Origin of the sequence: Streptomyces sp. NPDC057617, from assembly GCF_042800555.1 — a bacterium.
In the GTDB taxonomy this organism is placed as follows: Bacteria; Actinomycetota; Actinomycetes; order Streptomycetales; family Streptomycetaceae; genus Streptomyces.
Genome location: NZ_JBHVGV010000010.1, coordinates 287514 through 307155, shown reverse-complemented (window position 1 = coordinate 307155; position 19642 = coordinate 287514). Strand labels below are relative to the sequence as shown.

15 protein-coding genes are annotated in these 19642 nt (G+C 70.6%); 9 read left to right on the top strand and 6 right to left on the bottom strand.

All coding sequences use genetic code 11. The annotated features are described in order from the left end of the window. Window positions 1-420: 420 nt before the first annotated feature. The gene (locus ACFU9P_RS25365) at window positions 421-684 is read right to left on the bottom strand and encodes a WhiB family transcriptional regulator (protein ID WP_014046372.1); all 264 of its coding nucleotides are present in this window, start codon (window positions 682-684) and stop codon (window positions 421-423) included. 691 nt (window positions 685-1375) lie between these two features. On the opposite strand from ACFU9P_RS25365, the gene ACFU9P_RS25360 reads away from it, so the two are divergent. From ACFU9P_RS25360 to ACFU9P_RS25350, 3 genes are all read left to right on the top strand, one after another. Further along, window positions 1376-1879, top strand: a complete 504-nt coding sequence (locus tag ACFU9P_RS25360) for a cysteine dioxygenase (RefSeq protein WP_384084734.1) — start codon at window positions 1376-1378, stop codon at window positions 1877-1879. Window positions 1880-1943: 64 nt separating this feature from the next. Then, complete coding sequence (cofD, locus tag ACFU9P_RS25355) at window positions 1944-2900, top strand: 2-phospho-L-lactate transferase (protein ID WP_376375813.1); 957 nt, start codon at window positions 1944-1946, stop codon at window positions 2898-2900. Further along, entirely contained in the window at window positions 2897-4306 is a 1410-nt protein-coding gene (locus tag ACFU9P_RS25350; protein WP_384084731.1) for a coenzyme F420-0:L-glutamate ligase, read from the top strand. The genes cofD and ACFU9P_RS25350 overlap by 4 nt, the downstream gene beginning before the upstream one ends. A 46-nt stretch (window positions 4307-4352) precedes the next feature. Here the strand turns inward: ACFU9P_RS25350 and ACFU9P_RS25345 are convergent, their stop codons facing one another. The 3 genes from ACFU9P_RS25345 to ACFU9P_RS25335 form a co-directional block, all read right to left on the bottom strand. Further along, the gene (locus ACFU9P_RS25345) at window positions 4353-5360 is read right to left on the bottom strand and encodes a DNA-3-methyladenine glycosylase family protein (RefSeq protein WP_384084728.1); all 1008 of its coding nucleotides are present in this window, start codon (window positions 5358-5360) and stop codon (window positions 4353-4355) included. Window positions 5361-5573: 213 nt separating this feature from the next. Then, a complete protein-coding gene (locus ACFU9P_RS25340; protein WP_384084726.1) occupies window positions 5574-6656 on the bottom strand; it encodes a sugar phosphate nucleotidyltransferase in 1083 nt (360 codons plus the stop codon). A 133-nt stretch (window positions 6657-6789) separates the two neighbouring features. Next, window positions 6790-8202 (bottom strand): peptidoglycan recognition protein, encoded by a 1413-nt coding sequence (locus tag ACFU9P_RS25335; RefSeq protein WP_384084723.1) that lies wholly within the window; start codon window positions 8200-8202, stop codon window positions 6790-6792. 137 nt (window positions 8203-8339) lie between these two features. On the opposite strand from ACFU9P_RS25335, the gene ACFU9P_RS25330 reads away from it, so the two are divergent. The 4 genes from ACFU9P_RS25330 to ACFU9P_RS25315 all read left to right on the top strand — a co-directional run bounded on the left by ACFU9P_RS25330 (window position 8340) and on the right by ACFU9P_RS25315 (window position 14598). Next, window positions 8340-9092, top strand: a complete 753-nt coding sequence (locus ACFU9P_RS25330; protein WP_384084720.1) for a TIGR03089 family protein — start codon at window positions 8340-8342, stop codon at window positions 9090-9092. A 313-nt stretch (window positions 9093-9405) separates the two neighbouring features. After that, window positions 9406-10650, top strand: coding sequence for an LCP family protein (locus tag ACFU9P_RS25325; protein ID WP_384084717.1), 1245 nt, complete (start codon window positions 9406-9408; stop codon window positions 10648-10650). Between the two features lie 220 nt (window positions 10651-10870). Further along, entirely contained in the window at window positions 10871-12757 is a 1887-nt protein-coding gene (locus ACFU9P_RS25320; RefSeq protein ID WP_384084714.1) for an LCP family protein, read from the top strand. Window positions 12758-12804: 47 nt separating this feature from the next. Continuing rightward, window positions 12805-14598, top strand: coding sequence for an LCP family protein (locus tag ACFU9P_RS25315; protein WP_384084711.1), 1794 nt, complete (start codon window positions 12805-12807; stop codon window positions 14596-14598). A gap of 41 nt (window positions 14599-14639) precedes the next feature. Here the strand turns inward: ACFU9P_RS25315 and ACFU9P_RS25310 are convergent, their stop codons facing one another. Continuing rightward, window positions 14640-15677 (bottom strand): glycosyltransferase family 2 protein, encoded by a 1038-nt coding sequence (locus tag ACFU9P_RS25310; protein WP_384084708.1) that lies wholly within the window; start codon window positions 15675-15677, stop codon window positions 14640-14642. Window positions 15678-15821: 144 nt separating this feature from the next. Between ACFU9P_RS25310 and ACFU9P_RS25305 the strand changes: the two genes are divergently transcribed. Next, window positions 15822-17405: an LCP family protein gene (locus ACFU9P_RS25305; RefSeq protein WP_376375839.1), complete on the top strand. Its 1584-nt coding sequence runs from the start codon at window positions 15822-15824 to the stop codon at window positions 17403-17405. A gap of 34 nt (window positions 17406-17439) precedes the next feature. Here the strand turns inward: ACFU9P_RS25305 and ACFU9P_RS25300 are convergent, their stop codons facing one another. Next, complete coding sequence (locus tag ACFU9P_RS25300; RefSeq protein WP_376375841.1) at window positions 17440-17988, bottom strand: acyl-CoA thioesterase; 549 nt, start codon at window positions 17986-17988, stop codon at window positions 17440-17442. A 351-nt stretch (window positions 17989-18339) separates the two neighbouring features. Between ACFU9P_RS25300 and ACFU9P_RS25295 the strand changes: the two genes are divergently transcribed. Next, window positions 18340-19599 carry an LCP family protein gene (locus ACFU9P_RS25295; RefSeq protein ID WP_376375844.1) on the top strand — a complete coding sequence of 420 codons (1260 nt, stop codon included), beginning with the start codon at window positions 18340-18342 and terminating at the stop codon, window positions 19597-19599. The last annotated feature ends 43 nt before the right edge of the window (window positions 19600-19642 follow it).

Here is a 19642-nt window from a genome sequence, read left to right as displayed (position 1 = left end):
CCCTCCGGCCGAGGGGTCGCCCCGAAGGGGCGTGGAGCGTCTGGGACGGGGCCCCACACTAACGGCTGGCAACAGGACGGTCCGCCGCCCGCGGGGGAAGGCGCGGGCGGCGGACCGTTCGACAGGTACGAGGTTGTGACGTTTGGGGCTGGTGGTGATGGTGGTGAATGGGCGCTTTGGCGGGGAATGGCGCCGGCAGGAGCGTGCCGGGGCGGGGTGAACGGCGCTCGGGTGCGGTGACGACGGGCGGCTCGGTCAGCACCTCGGTCAACGCCGTGGTCAACACCTCAGTCAGCGCCTCAGTCAGCGCCTCGGCCGGCACGGGGTGGGCCGGTGGTGACGAGGCGGGGCGCGCCCGGCAGGGGTGTGCGGGCGGCGGCCGGAAACGGGCGGGGAACTGTCGCGCGTTGGCGCGAGCGGTCAGATCGCGGCCTTCTTCAGTCGCCGCCGTTCACGTTCGGACAGTCCGCCCCAGATACCGAATCTCTCGTCGTTGGCGAGGGCATACTCAAGACATTCGGAACGGACCTCACAGGCAAGGCAGACCTTCTTGGCCTCGCGGGTGGACCCGCCCTTCTCGGGGAAGAAGGACTCGGGATCGGTCTGGGCGCACAAGGCGCGCTCCTGCCAGCCGAGTTCCTCGTCCGCGTCCTCGACCAGCAGTTGCTGGAACAGCTCGGTCATGTGCGCCCCTCGTCTGTCTTTGCGTCCCCGTGATCTGGCCGTTGTCGATTTCGGCCGAACGACACGAGTGAAATTACAAGTGCGTGCTCTGGGCCGGTCAAGCCGAGATCTGCTATTGGGCCCGGTATTCACTCTGCGGAACCAAGGCTATGCGGAAAGTGTTCAAATCACCAAAAACCTGACACATGCCATTGGCCTGCCCACACCCACCTCCTCTCACCACGAGAGACGCCACGGACCACGACTCCGGTGCCGTTCCGGCCGCGGAAGCGATCCGGATCACAGTCTGATCACAAGGGCATGACGATGTTTGCGAGCACAGTCGCTGCCCCATGTCTCCGCGAGCGAGGGCGGACAAACCTTTCCCTCATCGGAGTAACCGGATGAGGTGAAACATTGCCGCCAAATCGGCCATCGAGTTGACACTGGCAACCGGGTTCGCCACCTTTGAACCCATGCCAGTGATCCCCGCGCACACCGCGACCCACGTCCGTGGATTCCGCAGCGCTGTTCAGGCTCGCTGTCGCTGTCGCCGCTCCGGCTGTTGACGGGGAAGCCGCGATCGTTCTGATCGCCCCCCGGTCTTCTTCTCTCTTTGATTGATCCTGATCACCGCGACCACTGTCGGCACACACGCTGTGCACAGTCGATCGCGCTTCTTTGTCGTTTCTGCCGAGGAACCACCGCACCCATGAACAGCGACAGCGACCTCCAGATCGCCGGCGACCTCCTTGAGGTCCGGCATCTTCTCCAGCCGGCCCGTCAGCACCCCGCCACCGTTGCCGAGTTCGCGGGTCTCGCCCGGGCGCTCGCCGCCGACCGGGCGGGGTGGGCGCCGCTCGTCCGGTACGACGCCGCGAGCCGCTGGTACCACCGGCTGCGCACCGGACCCGGATATGAGGTGTGGCTGCTGTCCTGGGTGCCCGGCCAGGGCACCGGTTCGCACGACCACGGCCCGTCCTCGGGCGTACTGACCGTACTGGCGGGGGAACTGACGGAGCGTTCGCGGAGCGGCAGCCGCTCACTGGCTCCGGGGGCGCAGCGGGTCTTCGCGCCCGGGTATGTGCATGAAGTCGTCAATGACTCGATCGAACCGGCCGTGAGTCTGCACATCTACTACCCGGGTCTGACCGAGATGCCCATGCACGCGGCTCTGTGCTCCCCGGCGGCCCAGGAGGATGTCGTACCCGCCTGAGAGGCCCGCCCGCCGCCCGACCACCGCCCCTCAACGATCAGCCTGCGGCTGAGAGACTGTCTTTATGCGCATTGTGGTTCTGGCCGGCGGTATCGGCGGCGCCCGTTTCCTTCGTGGCCTCAAGCAGGCCGCGCCTGACGCGGACGTCACAGTGATCGGCAACACCGGTGACGACATCCATCTGTTCGGGCTGAAGGTCTGCCCCGACCTCGACACGGTGATGTACACCCTGGGCGGTGGCATCAATGAAGAGCAGGGCTGGGGGCGTACGGACGAGACGTTCCAGGTCAAGGCGGAGCTGGCGGCGTACGGCGTCGGACCCGGGTGGTTCGGCCTCGGCGACCGGGACTTCGCCACCCATATCGTCCGCACGCAGATGCTCGGCGCGGGCTATCCGCTGAGCGCCGTCACCGAGGCGCTCTGTGCGCGCTGGCAGCCGGGGGTGCGGCTGCTGCCGATGTCGGACGACCGTATCGAGACGCATGTCGCGGTCGATGTGGACGGGGAGCGCAAGGCCGTGCACTTCCAGGAGTACTGGGTGCGGATGCGGGCCTCCGTCGAGGCGAAGGCGGTCGTGCCGGTCGGCGCGGACCAGGCCAAGCCGGCGCCGGGGGTGCTGGAGGCCGTCGCCGCCGCCGATGTCATTCTCTTCCCGCCGTCCAACCCGGTGGTGAGCATCGGCACGATCCTGGCCGTTCCGGGGATCCGGGAGGCCATCGCCGAGGCGGGGGTGCCGGTCGTCGGGCTGTCGCCGATCGTGGGGGACGCGCCGGTGCGCGGGATGGCCGACAAGGTGCTCGCCGCGATCGGTGTCGAGGCGACGGCGGCGGCGGTCGCGCTGCACTACGGCTCGGGGCTGCTCGACGGCTGGCTCGTGGACACGGTGGACGCGGGGGCGGTGCCGGAGATCGAGAGCGCGGGCATCCGCAGCCGGGCGGTGCCGCTGATGATGACGGATGTGGACGCGGCGGCGGAGATGGCGCGCGAGGCGCTGAAGCTGGCCGAGGAGGTACGGGCATGACGACACCCTCGTCTGCGTTTTCGGCTTCGGCTTCGGCTTCGGGCGGGTCTTCCGGCAGGTCGGCGGACCCGGGCGCGGGCCATGCTCCGGGGGCCGTCGCTTCGTACCGTGTGCGCGCCCTGGCCGGGCTGCCGGAGGTGCGGCCCGGGGACGATCTCGCGAAGCTGATCGCGGCCGCCGAGCCGGGGCTGGCCGACGGGGATGTCCTGCTGGTGACCTCGAAGATCGTCTCCAAGGCCGAGGGCAGGATCGTCGAGGCGGCGGACCGCGAGGCGGCGATAGACGCGGAGACGGTACGGGTCGTGGCGCGGCGCGGGCCCCTGCGTATCGTCGAGAACCGGCAGGGTCTGGTGATGGCGGCGGCCGGGGTGGACGCCTCCAACACCCCCGCCGGAACAGTGCTGTTGCTGCCCGAGGACTCCGATGCCTCGGCGCGGGCGCTGCGGGACGGGCTGCGGGACGCGCTCGGGGTGGACATCGGTGTGATCGTCACGGACACCTTCGGGCGGCCGTGGCGCAATGGCCTGACCGATGTGGCGATCGGGGCCGCGGGGGTGCGGGTGCTGGACGATCTGCGCGGCGGGACGGACGCGTACGGCAATCCGCTGAGCGCGACGGTGGTCGCCCTCGCCGATGAACTGGCCGCCGCGGGCGACCTGGTGAAGGGCAAGGCCGCGGGGCTGCCGGTGGCGGTGGTGAGCGGTCTGGCGCATCTCGTGGGCGACGCGGGCGCGGATACGGATGGTGCTGACGGCGCGCGGGCGTTGGTGCGGGGCGCGGCGGACGACATGTTCCGGCTCGGGACGTCCGAGGCGGTACGGGAAGCCGTCACCCAGCGCCGTACCGTCCGTGACTTCACCGGCGAACCGGTCGACCCCGGCGCGGTCCGCCGCGCCGTCGCGGCGGCCATCACGGCTCCGGCGCCGCACCACACGACGCCGTGGCGCTTTGTCCTGCTGGAGTCGCCGGAGTCACGGCTGCGCCTCCTCGACGCGATGCGCGACGCCTGGATCGCCGATCTGCGCGCGGACGGCAGGTCGGAGGAGGCGGTCGCCAAGCGCGTCCGGCGCGGCGATGTGCTGCGCAAGGCGCCGTACTTGGTGGTTCCTTGCCTGATGATGGACGGTTCGCACAGCTACGGAGACGCGCGCCGCGACACCGCGGAGCGCGAGATGTTCACGGTCTCCATGGGCGCGGGCGTGCAGAACTTCCTGGTGGCGCTGGCGGGCGAACGGCTGGGCTCCGCCTGGGTTTCGTCGACCATGTTCTGCCGCGAGGTCGTACGGGACGTGCTGTCGCTGCCGGCGCACTGGGACCCGATGGGCGCGGTGGCGGTGGGGCATGCGGCGGAGGCGCCGAAGGAGCGGGCGGAGCGGGACGCGGGGCAGTACATCGAGGTCCGCTGAGCCCGTACCGCGCTGAACCGGCCTGCGGGCAGGGCGACTTGTCCGCTCACAGACGGGCGATGTTCCTGATCGGGGTGCGCGGGGTCCGGCGGGCGGGGGTGCGGCCCGACAGCAGGATCAGCCGGGTCGCGCGGTGGCGCTGGCCCGCGTAGGGGGCGAGGAGTTCCAGCATCGCCGCGTCGTCGGCGTACCGGTCGCCGGCGAGGGCGTGACCGATGATGCCGGGGAGGTGGAGGTCGCCGACGGTGACGGCGTCCGGGGCGCCGTTCGAGCGCTGGACGACCTCCGCGGCGGTCCAGGGGCCGATGCCGGGGATCAGTTGCAGCCGGGCCGCGGCCTGGACCGGGTCCATGGCCGCGGCCTCCTCCAGACGGCGGGCGACGCGGACGGCGCGCAGGATCGTGGCGGACCGTTTGGCGTCGACGCCTGCCTTGTGCCACTCCCAGGAGGGGATCAGCGACCAGGTCCGGGCGTCGGGCATCACGTACAACCGCTCGCCGGAGGGCAGGGCGGGGCCGGGGGCGGGTTCGCCGTACTTCCGTACGAGCGTGCGCCAGGCGCGGTACGCCTCGACGGTGGTGACCTTCTGCTCCAGGACGGACGGAATCAGTGATTCCAGTACGAGTCCGGTACGGCAGAGGCGCAGGCCTGGGCGGTGGCGGAGGGTCTCGGCGAGGAGGCGGTGACGGGGGGTGAAGGCGTCGGGGTCGTCCGCGGCGCCGAGCAGGTCGGGGAGCTGCTCCAGCGTCCAGCCGGCGCCGGGGCCCCAGGCCTCGGCCTCCACGGCGCCGTCGGCGGCCTTGAGCCGGAGGGTGCCGGGGCCTGCGGGCGTACGGACGGCCCGCAGGTACGAGCCGTCCGGCACGGCGCGGAAGGCGGGGTCGGCGGGGCCGCGGCGGAGGGGGGCGAGGACGAGGGCGAGGTTGTGGGGGGTGGGGGGTACCCAGCGGCGGGTGCGGTGTGGTGCGACCGGGGCGGGTGGGGCTGGTGTGGGCGGGGTGGGGTGCGGGGGCGGGGGCGGGTGTGCGGGGCGGGGTACGAATCGGCCTGCCACGGGTGGGGTCCGGTCCTGGGGGTCGGGGTCAATGTCTCCGCCGAGGGTACGACCCGGTGGGTTTTCCCCTGACCCGCCCCTTCCCGAAACCGGGGGCGGGCCCCCGGGCCCCCGGTTTGTCCTCAATCGCCGGACGGGCTGCTGTGCTGTGTCCTCAATCGCCGGACGGGCTTGTTCTGGCCCGTCCGGACGGGCTGGTTTTCCGCTGCGCGGCTACTCGTCCGGGGAGAATCTGATCGTTGCCGGGGGGAGGACGCGGTCGCACCAGATTCTGATGCCGTCCCGCAGTTCGTTGTCCGCGCCGATCGTCGCGCCGTCGCCGATCACCGCGTTCGCCAGGATCGTGCGGGCGCCCACGCGGGCCTTGGTGCCGATGAGGGAGTGGGTGATCAGGGCGCCCGGTTCGATGACGGCGTCCGGGAGGACCGCGGTGGCGGTGAGGCGGGCGCCGGGGCCGATGACGGCTCCGGGGCCGATCACCGTACCCGCGGAAAGTTTCGCGTCCGGGGCCACCGAGGCCGTCGGAAGGATCAGGTGTTCGCCGCAGCGGCCCGGGACCGCCGGGGACGGCGCGCGCCCCAGAACCAGATCGGCGGAGCCGCGGACGAAGGCGTGCGGGGTGCCCAGGTCCAGCCAGTACGTGGAGTCGACCATGCCCTGGAGATGCGCGCCCGCGGCCAGCAGGTCGGGGAAGGTCTCGCGCTCCACCGACACCGGCCGCCCCTCCGGAATCGCGTCGATCACCGAGCGCCGGAAGACATACGCGCCCGCGTTGATCTGGTCCGTGACGATCTCCTCCGGCGTCTGCGGCTTCTCCAGGAACGCCGTCACCCGCCCGTTCGCGTCCGTCGGCACCAGCCCGTACGCCCGCGGGTCCTCGACCCGGGTGAGGTGGAGGGAGACGTCGGCGCCCGACCGCGTATGGGTGCCGACCAGAGCGCGGATGTCCAGGCCGGTCAGGATGTCGCCGTTGAAGATCAGTACGGGGTCGCCGGGCCCGGAGCGCAGCCGGGAGGCGACGTTCCGGATGGCCCCGCCCGTACCGAGCGGCTCGCGCTCGGTCACGTACTCCAGCTCCAGGCCGAGCGCCGAACCGTCGCCGAAGTACGGTTCGAACACCTCGGCCAGGTAGGAGGTCGCGAGGACTATGTGCTCGACGCCCGCCTCACGCGCGCGGGCGAGCTGATGGGTCAGGAACGGCACGCCCGCCGCGGGCACCATCGGCTTGGGCGTGCGCACCGTGAGCGGCCGCAGCCGGGTGCCCTTGCCGCCGACCAGGAGGATCGCTTCTGTCACCGTGTCGTCTCCGCTTCCCGCTGGGGCCGCCGTACGGCTTGCGTTCGTGCGTACATGGATCCGTACGTACATGGATACCGGCGTCCGCACACGGAACCGACCAGTGTTTGCCGCGTTTCGGCACGCCGCCGGGTCAACGGCCCTGGTACTGCGCCGCCTTGTTCCGCGCCGTGCCGAGCTTCGCGTGCAGCCGGCTTCCCGGGCAGTCGGTGTTGACTCCGTCGCGGTGCCCGGCGATGGCGTGGAGGCCGACCCTCGTCCCCTTCTTGTACTTGCCGCTGCCCGCGGACGTCAGCGTGACCTTTCCGCGTGGGTTGATGCCGTGGAGGCCCAGCTTCCACGCGGTGAGTTTGGCGACGGCGGTCGTGGCGGCCGCCGGAGGCTGGGTGCCGTTGTACGTTCCGAGCACCGCGATGCCGACCGTGTTCCTGTTGAAGCCGAGCGTGTGCGCGCCCAGGACGGGCTTCTCGACGCCGCCCGCGCGGCCTTCGTAGATCGTTCCGCACTTGTCGACGGCGAAGTTGTAGCCGAAGTCGCGCCAGCCGGCGCTTCTGACGTGGTAGCGGTAGATACCGCGCAGAACGGACGCGGACTCCCGGCAGGTGTAGTTGTTCCCGGTCGCGCTGTGGTGGATGAAGGCCGCCGTGACCGTGCCGCTGTAGCCGAACCGCCGCTCGCGCAGCGACTCGTCGGCGCCCCAGCCACCGCGGGTGACGATCCGGGGGCGGGGTCCGACGTACGGCTTCGCGAACGCGGCGGAGACGGACACAGCGGAGGTGGGCGCGAAGGAGACGGACGCGGGGATGCTCTCGGTCGGGATGGACGCGGCGGAGATGCCCTCGGCCGGGGGTCCTGCCTGGCCCTGGCGTACGGGCTCGTCGCCCGGGTCGACCAGGTCCAGCCGCAGGCCCTGCGGCAGCGGTTCGTGGGACGGTCCTGCCGTGTCCGGCCGTTCCGTCTGCCGTACGCGCACCTCGACGCCGTCCGAACGCCCCACCCAGAGCGGCGCGGTGGCCCCGTGCACACGGGCCGCGGTGCGCTCCGCCGTACCGGGGTCGGCGCCGTGCTCCTGGTTGTGGGTCCGCAGACTCTGCCAGCCGGACCAGGCGCGTGTGCCGGCCGCGCGGGTACGCACCTCGACGGTGCCCTGAAGCTCCGCGTCGGCGTCGTCCCAGACGACACCGAGCAGGGAGAACGGCTGGACATCCTGGCGGGCCAGCCCCATGCCGGGGGCGGTGGCCGGCAACCGGTCGGCGGAACCGAAGGCCGCCAGCGGAAGCGACTGCGTGGAACCGGAGCCGGATTCGGCGCCGGATTCAACGCCGGATTCACGCCCAGGATTCGAGAGCGCCGTCCGCGACGCCGCCGCATCGGCCTCCCGCCCCTCGTCATGCCGTAACGCCACCGCCGCCGACGTGGCGGCCCTCGCAGCCGCGCGGTCCGCGGCGACCGCGTTCGCCGACAGCAGGGACAGTGGCAGGGCCAGCGGAAGGGCCAGGGTGACGGTGTACGTCAGGGCGATCGGGGAGGCGAGGTAGGCACGCATGTGCCGATCCTGGGGGCGGGCCGCCGTACCCGCCCGCCGGGGAGCGGCCGGAAAGCCGGGCGCGCGGCGGTCCAACCGGTGGACCGCGTCACCGGTACGGCGGTGGCCGCCGCGCGCCGCCGCGTACCCTTTCCCGGATGAATGCCAGCGACCGCACCCCCGCCGACCTGCTGCGATCCGCTCTCGCCACGGATCCGGCCCGCCCCTTGATCACCTTCTACGACGATGCCACCGGTGAGCGCGTCGAATTGTCCGTCGCCACCTTCGCCAATTGGGTGTCCAAGACCGCGAACCTCCTCCAGGGCGATCTCGCCGCCGCCCCGGGCGACCGGCTCGCGCTGCTGCTGCCCGCGCACTGGCAGAGCGCGGTGTGGCTGCTCGCCTGCTCCTCGGTCGGTGTGACCGTCGAGATCGGCGGCGACCCGGCCGGCGCCGATCTCGTCGTCAGCGGCCCGGACACACTCGACGCGGCACGCGCCTGCGGCGGGGAGCGGGTGGCACTCGCGCTGCGTCCGCTGGGCGGCCGGTTCCCGCAGCCGCCGCAGGGCTTCATCGACTACGCGGTCGAGGTGCCGGGCCAGGGCGACCGTTTCGTACCGTACGCCCCGGTGGACCCGGACGAGCCCGCGCTGAGCGTGGACGGTACGGAACTGACCTCGGCCCAACTCGTCGCGCGGGCGCGCGAGGACGCCGACGCGCGCGGTCTCACGGCGGGATCCCGGCTGATGTCGGGCCTCTCGTACGGGAGTTGGGACGGACTGTCGGCCGGGCTGTACGCACCGCTCGCGGCGGGCGCCTCCGCCGTACTCTGCCGCCACCTCGACCGGCTCCCGGCCGACGGACTCGAAAAGCGCGCCGAGAGCGAGCGGGTGACCCACCGCGCGCTCTGAGCGGCCGGCCGAGCCGTACACCGGACAGCGGGTAGCGGACAGCGGACAGCGGTCATCAGCGCTCAGCCGTCACCGACGGAAAACACACCGTCACCGTCACAACACACACCGACATCACCACGCCCCGTCACCGCCAACACACCGCCGTCATCACCCTCGAACCTCCCCGTAACACGCACCGTCACCGCGCCATATATGACCGGAGATACCTGCGATTCACAGCAACTCACAGAACTTGCAGCACAACCAACCGCCATGTTCGCCCGTCTACCCCTGCAACCGGCGGCTCAGCGCGCCGCCGACGCCTTGAAGGATGGACGCAGACGTGACCGACAGTGCTGGCAAAGCGCCGGCCGAACCGGCCGGTACCGGCGACGGCGCCGATGACGACAACGATGCCGGGACCACCGCATCGCGCCCCAACCGCACCCACCACTGGCTGCGTTGGACCGCGCTCGGCACCTCCGTCGTCGTGCTCGCCGCCGCCGGTGCGGGCTGGTGGTTCTACAAGAAACTCGACGGCAACATAAGGACCGACACCACCGCCGCCGCCGAGCTGCGTACGTACGAGAAGGAGCGCCCCACCCCGATCGTGCTCGACGCCAAGAACATCCTGCTCATCGGCTCGGACACCCGCTCAGGCGAGGGCAACGGCAAGTACGGGCAGGACGACGGCGGTTCACAGCGCTCCGACACCACGATCCTGCTGCATCTCGCCGCCGACCGGCAGAGCGCCACGGCCGTGTCCCTGCCCCGCGATCTGATGGTGGACATCCCGAGCTGCCGCAAGCCGGACGGCACCCGCAGCACGGCCCAGTTCGCGCAGTTCAACTGGGCGTTCCAGTTCGGTGGCGCCGCCTGCACCATACGTACGGTCGAGAAGCTGACGGGCATACGGGTCGATCACCACATGGTGATCGACTTCACAGGTTTCAAGGACGTGGTGGACGCGGTGGACGGCGTCGAGGTCTGCCTCAAGGAGCCGGTCGACGACGTACAGGCGCTGCTGCGCCTGCCGGCCGGTACGCAGACCCTGGACGGCGAGCAGGCGCTCGGCTTCGTACGGGCGCGCCACGGCATCGGCGACGGCAGCGACACCCAGCGCATGGAGCGGCAGCAACGTTTCCTCGGGGCGCTGTTCAAGAAGGTGCGGAGCAATGGCGTGCTGCTCAATCCGACCCGGCTCTATCCGGTGCTGGACGCGGCGACGAAGTCCATCACCACCGATCCGGGTCTCGCCACCCTGCCAGACCTTTATGAACTGGCGCGCTCCATGCAGAGCGTACCGACTGAAAAGGTGCAATTCATGACGGTGCCGCGCCAGCCGTACAGCGCGGACCCGAATCGCGACGAACTCGTCGAGCCCGACGCGAAGAATCTCTTCGAGCGGCTGCGCGAGGACGAACCCGTGTCCGTCTCGACGCCCTCGCCGTCCCCCACGGAGACCGGTACGGAGACCGGTACGGAGCGGAACAGCCCCACTCCCACCGCCGCCCCAAGTCCCAGCTCCACCCCCACTTTCGAGGGCTCAAATGCCGCGGCAAGCCTGTGTGAGTAAAACGATGCCCAAAGAGAGACCTTCAGTCTATGAAGATTGGGTGGATTGCCCGCTTGTAAGGATCGTGGAATTTGTCACTGGCGTCGCTCGACACTGAACCGGGCGGATAGTGTGACGCGATCCGGTGTTTTGGCCCACGAGGCCGTGCACTGATGGATCGAAAGACCGAGCGCCTTGGGGGAGGCGCCTCGCGTGGCACCGACGGAGGATTCAAGCAACCGTGGATGCGCAAAGCCGTGGACAGGCGGACGAAATCGACCCCGCCGACCAGTGGGTCCTCAACCCGCAGACCGGTAACTACGAACTGCGACTGGACCACTCCACAGGGCAGCCGCCCTCCCCCCGCCCACGAGGCGCCGGCAGACGCGGTGGCGCCGGGCAGCCGGGGGCCCGGAGAGCGGGCGCCCGGCGCGAGAGCGCCGAGAACGCCACACCGGCCGGCGGCACTCCCCGTAGCGGTGCGGCGCCACGTACCGGTGCCCCTCGCGCCGCCCGAAACGGTTCCGCGCGTACGGGTGCCGGTACGGGTACGAGCACGGCCACCGAGAGCAGGTCCACCGGCACGGGCACCCGCGCCGACGTACCCGGGCAGCGCAGCCGCCGCGCGGGCAAGGGCCAGCCCGACAGCGCGCCCGCCGCGGCCGGCCGGCGCAAGCGCAAGGCGAAGAAGTCGGGCAAGAAGAAGGTGCTGGTCTGGACCGGCGGCGCGCTGGCGGTCCTGCTCATCGCCGGTTCCATCGGCGGATACGCCTACTACCAGCACCTCAACAGCAACATCGCGAAGATCGATGTCGGGAACGCGGGCAGCGGCGGCTTCAAGAAGGACCAGGCCATCAACATACTGTTGATCGGCACGGACAAACGGACCGGCGCCGGCAACGAGGGTTACGGAGACGCGGGCAGCGTCGGCCACGCCGACACCAATCTCCTGTTCCATGTCTCCAAGGACCGTACGAACGCGACGGTGCTGTCGATTCCGCGCGACCTGATCACGGACATCCCCGACTGCGAGACGAAGACCGCCGAGGGCACCGAGGTCATCCCAGGCGCCTCGCAGGCGCACTTCAACACCAGCCTCGGCCAGAACGGCCGGGACCCGGGCTGCACGATGCGTACGGTCACGGAACTCACCGGGCTGACCGTCGACCACTTCATGATGGCCGACTTCAACGCGGTCAAGACACTGTCCACGGCGGTCGGCGGTGTGGAGGTGTGCGTGGCCAAGGACGTCGACGACCCGAAGTCGCATCTCAAGCTGAGCAAGGGCACGCACACCATCGAGGGCGAGCAGGCCCTCGCCTTCGTCCGTACGCGCCACGCGTTCGGCACCGGGAGCGACCTCACCCGGATCGAGACGCAGCAGCAGTTCCTCAGCTCGATGATCCGGAAGATCACGTCCGGCGACACCCTCACGGATCCCCAGAAGCTGTTCGGTCTGGCGGAGGCCGCGACGAAGGCTCTCACCGTCGACACCGGTATCGGCAGCATCCAGAAGCTCAGCGACCTGGCCAAGGAACTCGCCAAGGTCAACCCGAAGAACATCACCTTCACCACACTGCCGGTGCTCGACAACCCGGCGGAGATCGTCAAGGCCACGGTGGTCGTCGACGAGGCCAAGGCGAAGCCGCTGTTCGCGATGATGCAGAGCGACACGTCGCTCACCGAGGTGAAGCAGCAGGAGGCGGCGGCCAAGAGCAAGCAGGCCGCGCTGCTGAAGGGCCCGAAGGCCGCCGCCGAGGACGTACGCGTCGATGTGTACAACGGCGGCGGCCCGCAGGGCTCCGCGCAGGAGACCCTGGCCTGGCTCCAGAACAGCGAGGGCGTGCCGAAGTCCACCAACAAGGGCAACTCCCCCGGCCCCGACCTGCCCAAGACGACCCTGGAGTACGCGCCGAACCAGGCGGACCAGGCGCGCGCGCTCGCCGCGATGATGGGGCTGCCCGCCGCGGCCATGAAGCCGGGTACGGAGGACGCCGTGGGGCTTGAGGCGATGACGCTGACCCTCGGGGCGGACTTCAAGGGCGCGGGGATACCCATCACCGGACCGGCGAAGGCGCCGGAGGGTGTGCAGAAGGTGGAAGCCGACAAGCAGGTCTGCGCCAAGTGACGCCGGGATTCCGGCTCGTACGGACGATCTGAGAAAGGGGGGTCTGGGTGCGTCAGAGCAGTGTGAGACGGGAGGGTGCGGACGAACGCGTACCGCACCCCCGGGAGTTGGGCTGGGACGACAGTCTTTACGAGGACGACGGGAGCGGCGCGGCGGATCGCGAGAATCCCGGGAGTCCCGGGAGTCCCGAGGCTGCCGGCCCGGCGGTTCCGGCCCAGGGCGCGGCCAGTGACACCGCGGCGGCGGACACCGAGGACACCACCGCAGACTCCGGCACCCAGCCCGAGGGCGGCCGGCGCAAGACCGTCCGCGCCGCCTCCGCCCGCCGCCGCTCCAGGCGCGGTCCCTGGCGAATACTCCGCTGGATCGCCGGCGCTCTCGTACTCCTCCTGCTCGGCACGGCCGGCGCCGGCTATCTCTACTACCGGCACCTCAACGCCAATATCCGCAGCGGCGACCGCAGCAACGGCGCCACGGGCGTCAAGAAGCCCGACGCCAACGGCGCCGGCCAGACCCCCCTCAACATCCTGCTGATCGGCTCCGACAGCCGCGCCACCGCCGAGAACGTCAAGCTCGGCGGCAGCAAGGACACCGCGGGCAACCCGCCCCTCGGCGATGTCCAGATGCTGGTCCATGTCTCCGCCGACCGGAAGAACGCCTCGGTCGTGAGCATCCCGCGCGACACCCGCGTCGACATCCCCGAGTGCAAGGACGCCAAGACCGGCAAGGTCTGGCCCAAGACCAACGCGATCATCAACGAGAGCCTGGCGCGCGGCGGCGCCGGCTGCACTCTCAGCACCTGGGAGAAGCTGACCGGCGTCTATATCGACCACTGGATGACGATCGACTTCTCCGGTGTGGTGAGCATGGCCGACGCGATAGGCGGCGTCGAGGTCTGCGTCGAGAACAATGTCTGGGACAGGCCGCTGCCCGGCGTCCCGGGCGGCTCCGGGCTGAAACTCACGGCCGGTACGCATCAGATCCAGGGCAAGCAGGCCCTCCAGTGGCTGCGCACCCGGCACGCCTTCGAGAGCGACCTCGGCCGCGCCAAGGCCCAGCACATGTATATGAACGCGATGATCCGCGAGCTGAAGTCGCAGAACATCTTCACCGACACTATGCGGCTGACCGGTCTCGCGGAGGCGGCGACCAAGTCGCTTGAGGTGTCCGAGGAGATCGGTACGGTCAAGAAGCTGTACGACCTGGCCATGCAGCTCAAGAGCGTGCCGACGAACCGGCTCACCATGACGACCATGCCGTCCGTCGAGGACCCCCTCGACCGTAACCACCTCATACCCCTGGAGCCCGACGCCGACAAGGTCTGGGAGATGCTCCGCGAGGATGTCGCCTTCGACAGCAACGGCGGCCCGGACGACGCCAAGAAGACCGCCGAGCCCGCCGAGCCGCTCTCCAAGGACCCGGCGGCGCCGCCCGCCGAGACCGGCGTGATCGTACGTAACGGCACGGGCAGCGAGCAGCAGAGCGCGGTGCCGCGCCGCGCCGCCGACATCGCCGCGCGGCTCAACGCCAAGGGCTACACGCTGGCCCAGGCGGATTCCACGCCCAGCCCGCAGGAGCGTACGTCCGTCACCTTCCCCAGCGCGGATCTGGAGGGGGACGCGCAGGCGGTGGCCAAGTCCCTGGGAATCCCGCTGAGTTCGGTGAAGCGGTCGACGGATGTCTCGGGTGTCACGCTGGTGGTGGGCGCGGACTGGCGCGAAGGCGCCTCGTACCCGAAGGCGTCCAAGCCGGTGGCGGGCGGGATACCGAAGTCGGCGGACCCGCTCAACGGCTCGGAGAAGGACAAGTGCATGCCGGTGTACGCGCCGTACCGCTTCTGACCGCGGGGGTACGGGGCGGCGGTACGGGGGTGTTACGGGGCTTACGCCTCGACCGTGGGCCGTACCGCCGGGCGGCGGCTCGCGATGACCTTCTTCGCCAGGGACCGCGGGCTGGTCAGGAAGCCGTACCCCCACGACATGTGCATGGTCGCCAGCGCCACCGGGATCTGGAGCCGGGCCTTCAGCGGCAGCCCCTTGCCCGCGGGCACCGAGCCCGCGGCGATCGCCGCCAGATAGCCGGCCGGGACGATCAGCCCCCAGGGGGTGAGCACCAGGCCGACCACGATGCCCGCGGCGATCGCGCAGACGGCCGTCGGCGGGGCGAGATAGCGCAGATTGATCGAGCCGGAGTGGTAGCGGGCGACGACATGGCGCCAGCGCCCGTAGTCCTTGTACTGCTTGGCGAGCGCACGGACCGAGGGCCGTGGCCGGTACTGCACCTGCAGCTCGGGCGAGAACCAGATCCCGCCGCCGGCCTCGCGGATACGGAAGTTCAGCTCCCAGTCCTGGGCGCGGATGAACTCCTCGTTGTAGCCGCCCTGCTGTTCGAGGGCCTCCCGCCGGAAGACGCCCAGATACACGGTTTCCGCGGGCCCGGCCTCGCCTCCGGTGTGGAACGCCGCATTGCCGACCCCTATCTTCGAGGTCATCGCGGCGGCGACCGCGCTCTCCCAGTCGTTCTCGCCCTCGGCGTGCATGATCCCGCCGACGTTCTGCGCGCCGGTCTCCGCCAGCAGCCGTACCGCCGTCGCGATGTAGTTCGGCGAGAGCATGCCGTGGCCGTCGACCCGTACCACCACCGGGTGCCTGGACGCCTTGATCGCGGCGTTGAGCGCGGCGGGGGTGCGGCCGGTGGGGTTGGGGACGGTACGGACGCTGGCGCGCGGGTGCGACGCGGTCTCCCGTACCAGCTCGGCGGCGATCTCGTCCGTACGGTCCGTCGAGGGCCCGAGCGCGATCACCACCTCCATCTCGCCTTCGTACTCCTGCTCAAGGATGTGCCGGACCGAGTTCCTGAGATGACGTTCCTCGTTGAGCACCGGCATGATCACGGAGACCGCGGGGGGCTGGGCAGGCATGGAGGCTTCTGGGTCCTTCGGGAGACGGCGGTACGGCCAGCCACGTTACCGCGTACGGGGGACAGCGACGCGCGCCGCCCGTGCGGCACCCGGTGGCGCTGATCGTATGGGCTTACTGCCCTACTGCCGCAGAGGTGTACCCCGTTGACCACCCCGCCCCGCTCCCCCCGCCGTCCGCCCCGCCCGGCCGTCCCCGCTCCCGTCTACCGGCCGGTGCGCAACCTGCCGGACGCGGGAGGGCCCCGGCGGGAGCGGCCGCGCTGGGGGACCCGGGCGGCGACGACGCTCTCCGTGCTGGTGCTGGCGGCCGGCGGGATCGGCCACGCGGTGGTGACCAGTCTGGACACCGGGATCGGCCGGGTCGACGCCTTCAAGGACATGAAGAACCGGCCCGCAGCCGGCCAGGGGCTGAATCTCCTGCTCGTCGGCACCGACGGCCGCGACCGGATCACCCAGGACGAGCGGCGGGCCTACCGGCTCGGCGGGGCACCGTGCCACTGCACCGACACGATCATGCTGGTGCACCTCTCGGAGAACGGGGAGCGCGCGAGCGTGGTGAGCGTGCCGCGCGACAGTTACGCGCAGCTGCCCGAGCACACCGACCCCGCCACCGGCAAGCAGCACCGCTCGCACGCGGTGAAGCTGAACGCGGCGTACGCGGAGGGCGGGCCGAATCTGACGGTCAGGACCCTTGAGCACATGACGGGCGTGAAGATCAACCACTATCTGGAGGTCGACTTCGCGAGCTTCATGAAGACGGTGGACGCGCTGGGCGGGGTGGAGATCTGTACGCCCAAGGCGCTCAAGGACTCGTACACCGGCCTCGATCTGACGCCCGGCACGCACAAGCTGAACGGCGGCCAGGCGTTGCAGTACGTACGGTCCCGGCATGTCGACGGCGCGGCCGACCTCGGCAGGATGCGGCGCCAGCAGCGCTTCCTGGCCGCGCTGATCAGCCAGGCCACCTCCAGCGGTGTGCTGCTGAACCCGGTGAAGTTCCGGGATGTCACCACGACGATGCTCAGCTCCGTACGGGCGGACGCGGGGTTCGGTACGGAGCAGATGCTGGCCCTCAACGAGGCGATGCGCGGCTTTTCACCCTCATCGTCCGAATTCACCTCGGTGCCATTGGCGGGCAAGGGGTCCGGGGTCGCGGTCAAGGGGGTGGGCTCGACGGTGAAGTGGGATCCGGTGAAGTCGAAGGCGCTGTTCCGGGCGCTGCGCGAGGACAGACCGCTGACCAGCCGGAAGAGCCGGCAGGAGCCGGTGCCGGTGCCTTCGGCGGCGGGGGGCGGGCAGCAGGGGAACGGGCGGCAGGCAGTGCTGGTCGAGGTGGCGCCCGAACAGATCCGGGTGCAGGTCTACAACGCGACGCGCAAGGACGGGCTCGGCCGCCGCGCCGACGAAGCCCTGCGCGCCACCGGCTTCGCCACCACCGGCTCCCCCCTCAACGCCGACGAACGCGATCTGGCGCGGACGGTCGTGCTGTACGACCCGCGCTGGGACCGCTCGGCGAAGTCCCTGGCGGCGGCCCTGCCCGGCAGCGAACTGCGCCCGGCACGGCAGCAGGGCCCGACGCTCAAGGTGATGATCGGCACGGACTACAAGGGGGTGACTCCGGTGACCCCGGTGGCTCCGGCGACTCCGGTACGGGCCGGGGAGCCGCCGAAGGACGGGCAGGACGACCAGTTCGGGACGGTGACGGGGGACGAGGTCGTGTGCCCGTGAGGGGCGCCCATGGCACGGTGGACAGGGCCAGGGCCTACTCGTCGATGCCCTCCGCCGCGCGCTTCTCCCGTAGCTCCTGGATCTCGCGGCGGCGGGCCAGCCGGTGCGTACGGCGGATCTGGGCCTCCTGGTAGCGGCGCTCGTCCCGCTCGGTCTCCGGGATCACCGGTGGTACGGGCCGGGGCCTGCCGTCCGCGTCGACGGCGGCGAAGACCAGGTAGGCGCTGCCGACCTGGGTCGCCGGGGTCGACTCGTTCCAGCGCTCGGCGAGGACCCGTACACCGATCTCCATCGAGCTGCGCCCGGTCCAGTTGCACTGCGCGCGTACGTGGACCAGGTCGCCGACGCGGACCGGGGCGAGGAACACCATCTCGTCCATGGAGGCGGTCACCGCGGGGCCGCCGGAGTGGCGCCCCGCGACGGCGCCCGCCGCGTCGTCCACGAGCTTCATGATCACGCCACCGTGCACCGTACCGAGCAGGTTCGTGTCACTGGCGGTCATGATGTGGCTGAGCGTGGTACGGGAGGCGGAGGTGGGCTTGCCCGGTATCCCGGACTCCGGCCGGGTGGCCTGATCTGTCATGCGCCCCACCTTATGCGGCGTCTGTGCGGCGGCCGGGCAGGGGCCTGGGGCAGGCGGGGCCCTGGGCGGGTCGCGCGGCGGCTGAGCGGCAGCCGGGGCGGACGCGGTCCGGGCGGGTGCGGGCCTGGCGGGGGCCGGGTGCGGGCCGGGCGGGTACGGGCCGGGCGGGTACGGGCCGGGCGGGAACCTTGGCGCGGTCGTGGCCAGGCGGGAGCCTTGGCGCGGTCCTGGCCGGGTACGAGCGTGGCCGGGTAAGGACACGGTTCGCATTGCATCAGCTTGGCAACAGGCCCGACCCGATTTCCCCTCTCCCCTGTCTGGCCGACAGCCCTGCCCGGCACACTGGTCCGTATGAATGATTGGCCCGACGGATGGACCGGCGACCGCGGCAGCCGCGGCGACCGCTACGGGCGCGGCAGCGCGGGCGCGCAGCCCGAGGGCGCGCGTGTGATGCCGCATGTGCAGCCGCGTGGCGTCCCGCAGCAGTCGCAGGGGTACGACCAGGGGTATGACCCGGGGTACGACAGCGGCTACAACACGGGCCAGGTGTACGGCTCGCCCCCCGGTGGCGGCGGCCGCAACGGCGGCGGCCCCCCGCCCCCGCCGAGCGGCCCTCCCGGGCCCCGGTACGCCCCGGACTGGCGCCGCCGTATCAAGGTCGGCGCGCTGGTGCTGGTCGTGGTGTTCCTCGGCGTCACCATCGGTACGTACTTCTGGGCCGACGGCAAGCTCAAGCGCGAGGTCGATCTCTCCAAGGTCATCGAGCGCCCGGCGGAGGGCGACGGCACCAACTATCTGATCGTCGGCTCGGACAGCCGTGACGGCATGTCCGCCGAGGAGAAGAAGAAGCTGCACACGGGCTCAGCCGAGGGCAAGCGCACCGACTCGATGATGATCCTGCACGACGGGTCGAACGGGCCGACGCTGATCTCGCTGCCGCGCGACTCGAATGTGACGATCCCCTCGTTCCGCGGTTCCGAGTCCGGCAAGCTCTTCCCGAACACCGGCCGGCAGACCAAGCTCAACGCGGCGTACGCGGAGGACGGCCCCGAACTGCTCGTCCGTACCGTCGAGTACAACACCGGGCTGCACATCGACCACTACGTCGAGATCGGCTTCGCGGGCTTCGCCAACATCGTGGACGCGATCGGCGGGGTGGAGATCGACATCCCCAAGGCGTTCAAGGACAAGAAGTCCGGCGCCGACTTCCAGGCGGGCAAGCAGACCCTGAACGGCGAGCAGTCCCTCGCCTTCGTACGGACCCGGTACGCGTTCGCCAACAGCGACCTGGACCGTACGAAGAACCAGCAGAAGTTCCTCGCCGCCCTCGCCTCACAGACCGCCACCCCGGGCACGATCCTCAACCCGTTCAAGCTCTACCCGACCATGGGCGCGGGCCTGGACACGCTGATCGTGGACAAGGACATGTCCCTGTGGTCGCTGGGCCAGATGTTCTTCGCGATGAAGGGCGTCACGGGCGGCGACGGCAAGTCCATGAACATGCCGATCTCGGGCAGCGTCGGCGGCAACCTGGTCTGGGACAAAGCCAAGGTCAAGGAACTGGTGAACCAGCTCAACAACGACGAGAAGGTCACGGTCTCGGGCGACTGAGTTCCGGCGTACGGCTCAGCGCGTACGGCTCCGCGCGTACGGC

Excerpts from the sequence above, each read along its gene's own strand:
- ACFU9P_RS25335 (WP_384084723.1), bottom strand. The coding sequence starts at position 8,202 with ATGCGTGCCTACCTCGCCTCCCCGATCGCCCTGACGTACACCGTCACC.
- ACFU9P_RS25310 (WP_384084708.1), bottom strand. The coding sequence starts at position 15,677 with ATGCCTGCCCAGCCCCCCGCGGTCTCCGTGATCATGCCGGTGCTCAAC.
- ACFU9P_RS25330 (WP_384084720.1), top strand. The coding sequence starts at position 8,340 with ATGAATGCCAGCGACCGCACCCCCGCCGACCTGCTGCGATCCGCTCTC.
- ACFU9P_RS25300 (WP_376375841.1), bottom strand. The coding sequence starts at position 17,988 with ATGACAGATCAGGCCACCCGGCCGGAGTCCGGGATACCGGGCAAGCCC.
- ACFU9P_RS25360 (WP_384084734.1), top strand. The coding sequence starts at position 1,376 with ATGAACAGCGACAGCGACCTCCAGATCGCCGGCGACCTCCTTGAGGTC.
- ACFU9P_RS25325 (WP_384084717.1), top strand. The coding sequence starts at position 9,406 with ATGGACGCAGACGTGACCGACAGTGCTGGCAAAGCGCCGGCCGAACCG.
- ACFU9P_RS25365 (WP_014046372.1), bottom strand. The coding sequence starts at position 684 with ATGACCGAGCTGTTCCAGCAACTGCTGGTCGAGGACGCGGACGAGGAA.
- cofD (WP_376375813.1), top strand. The coding sequence starts at position 1,944 with ATGCGCATTGTGGTTCTGGCCGGCGGTATCGGCGGCGCCCGTTTCCTT.
- ACFU9P_RS25350 (WP_384084731.1), top strand. The coding sequence starts at position 2,897 with ATGACGACACCCTCGTCTGCGTTTTCGGCTTCGGCTTCGGCTTCGGGC.
- ACFU9P_RS25295 (WP_376375844.1), top strand. The coding sequence starts at position 18,340 with ATGAATGATTGGCCCGACGGATGGACCGGCGACCGCGGCAGCCGCGGC.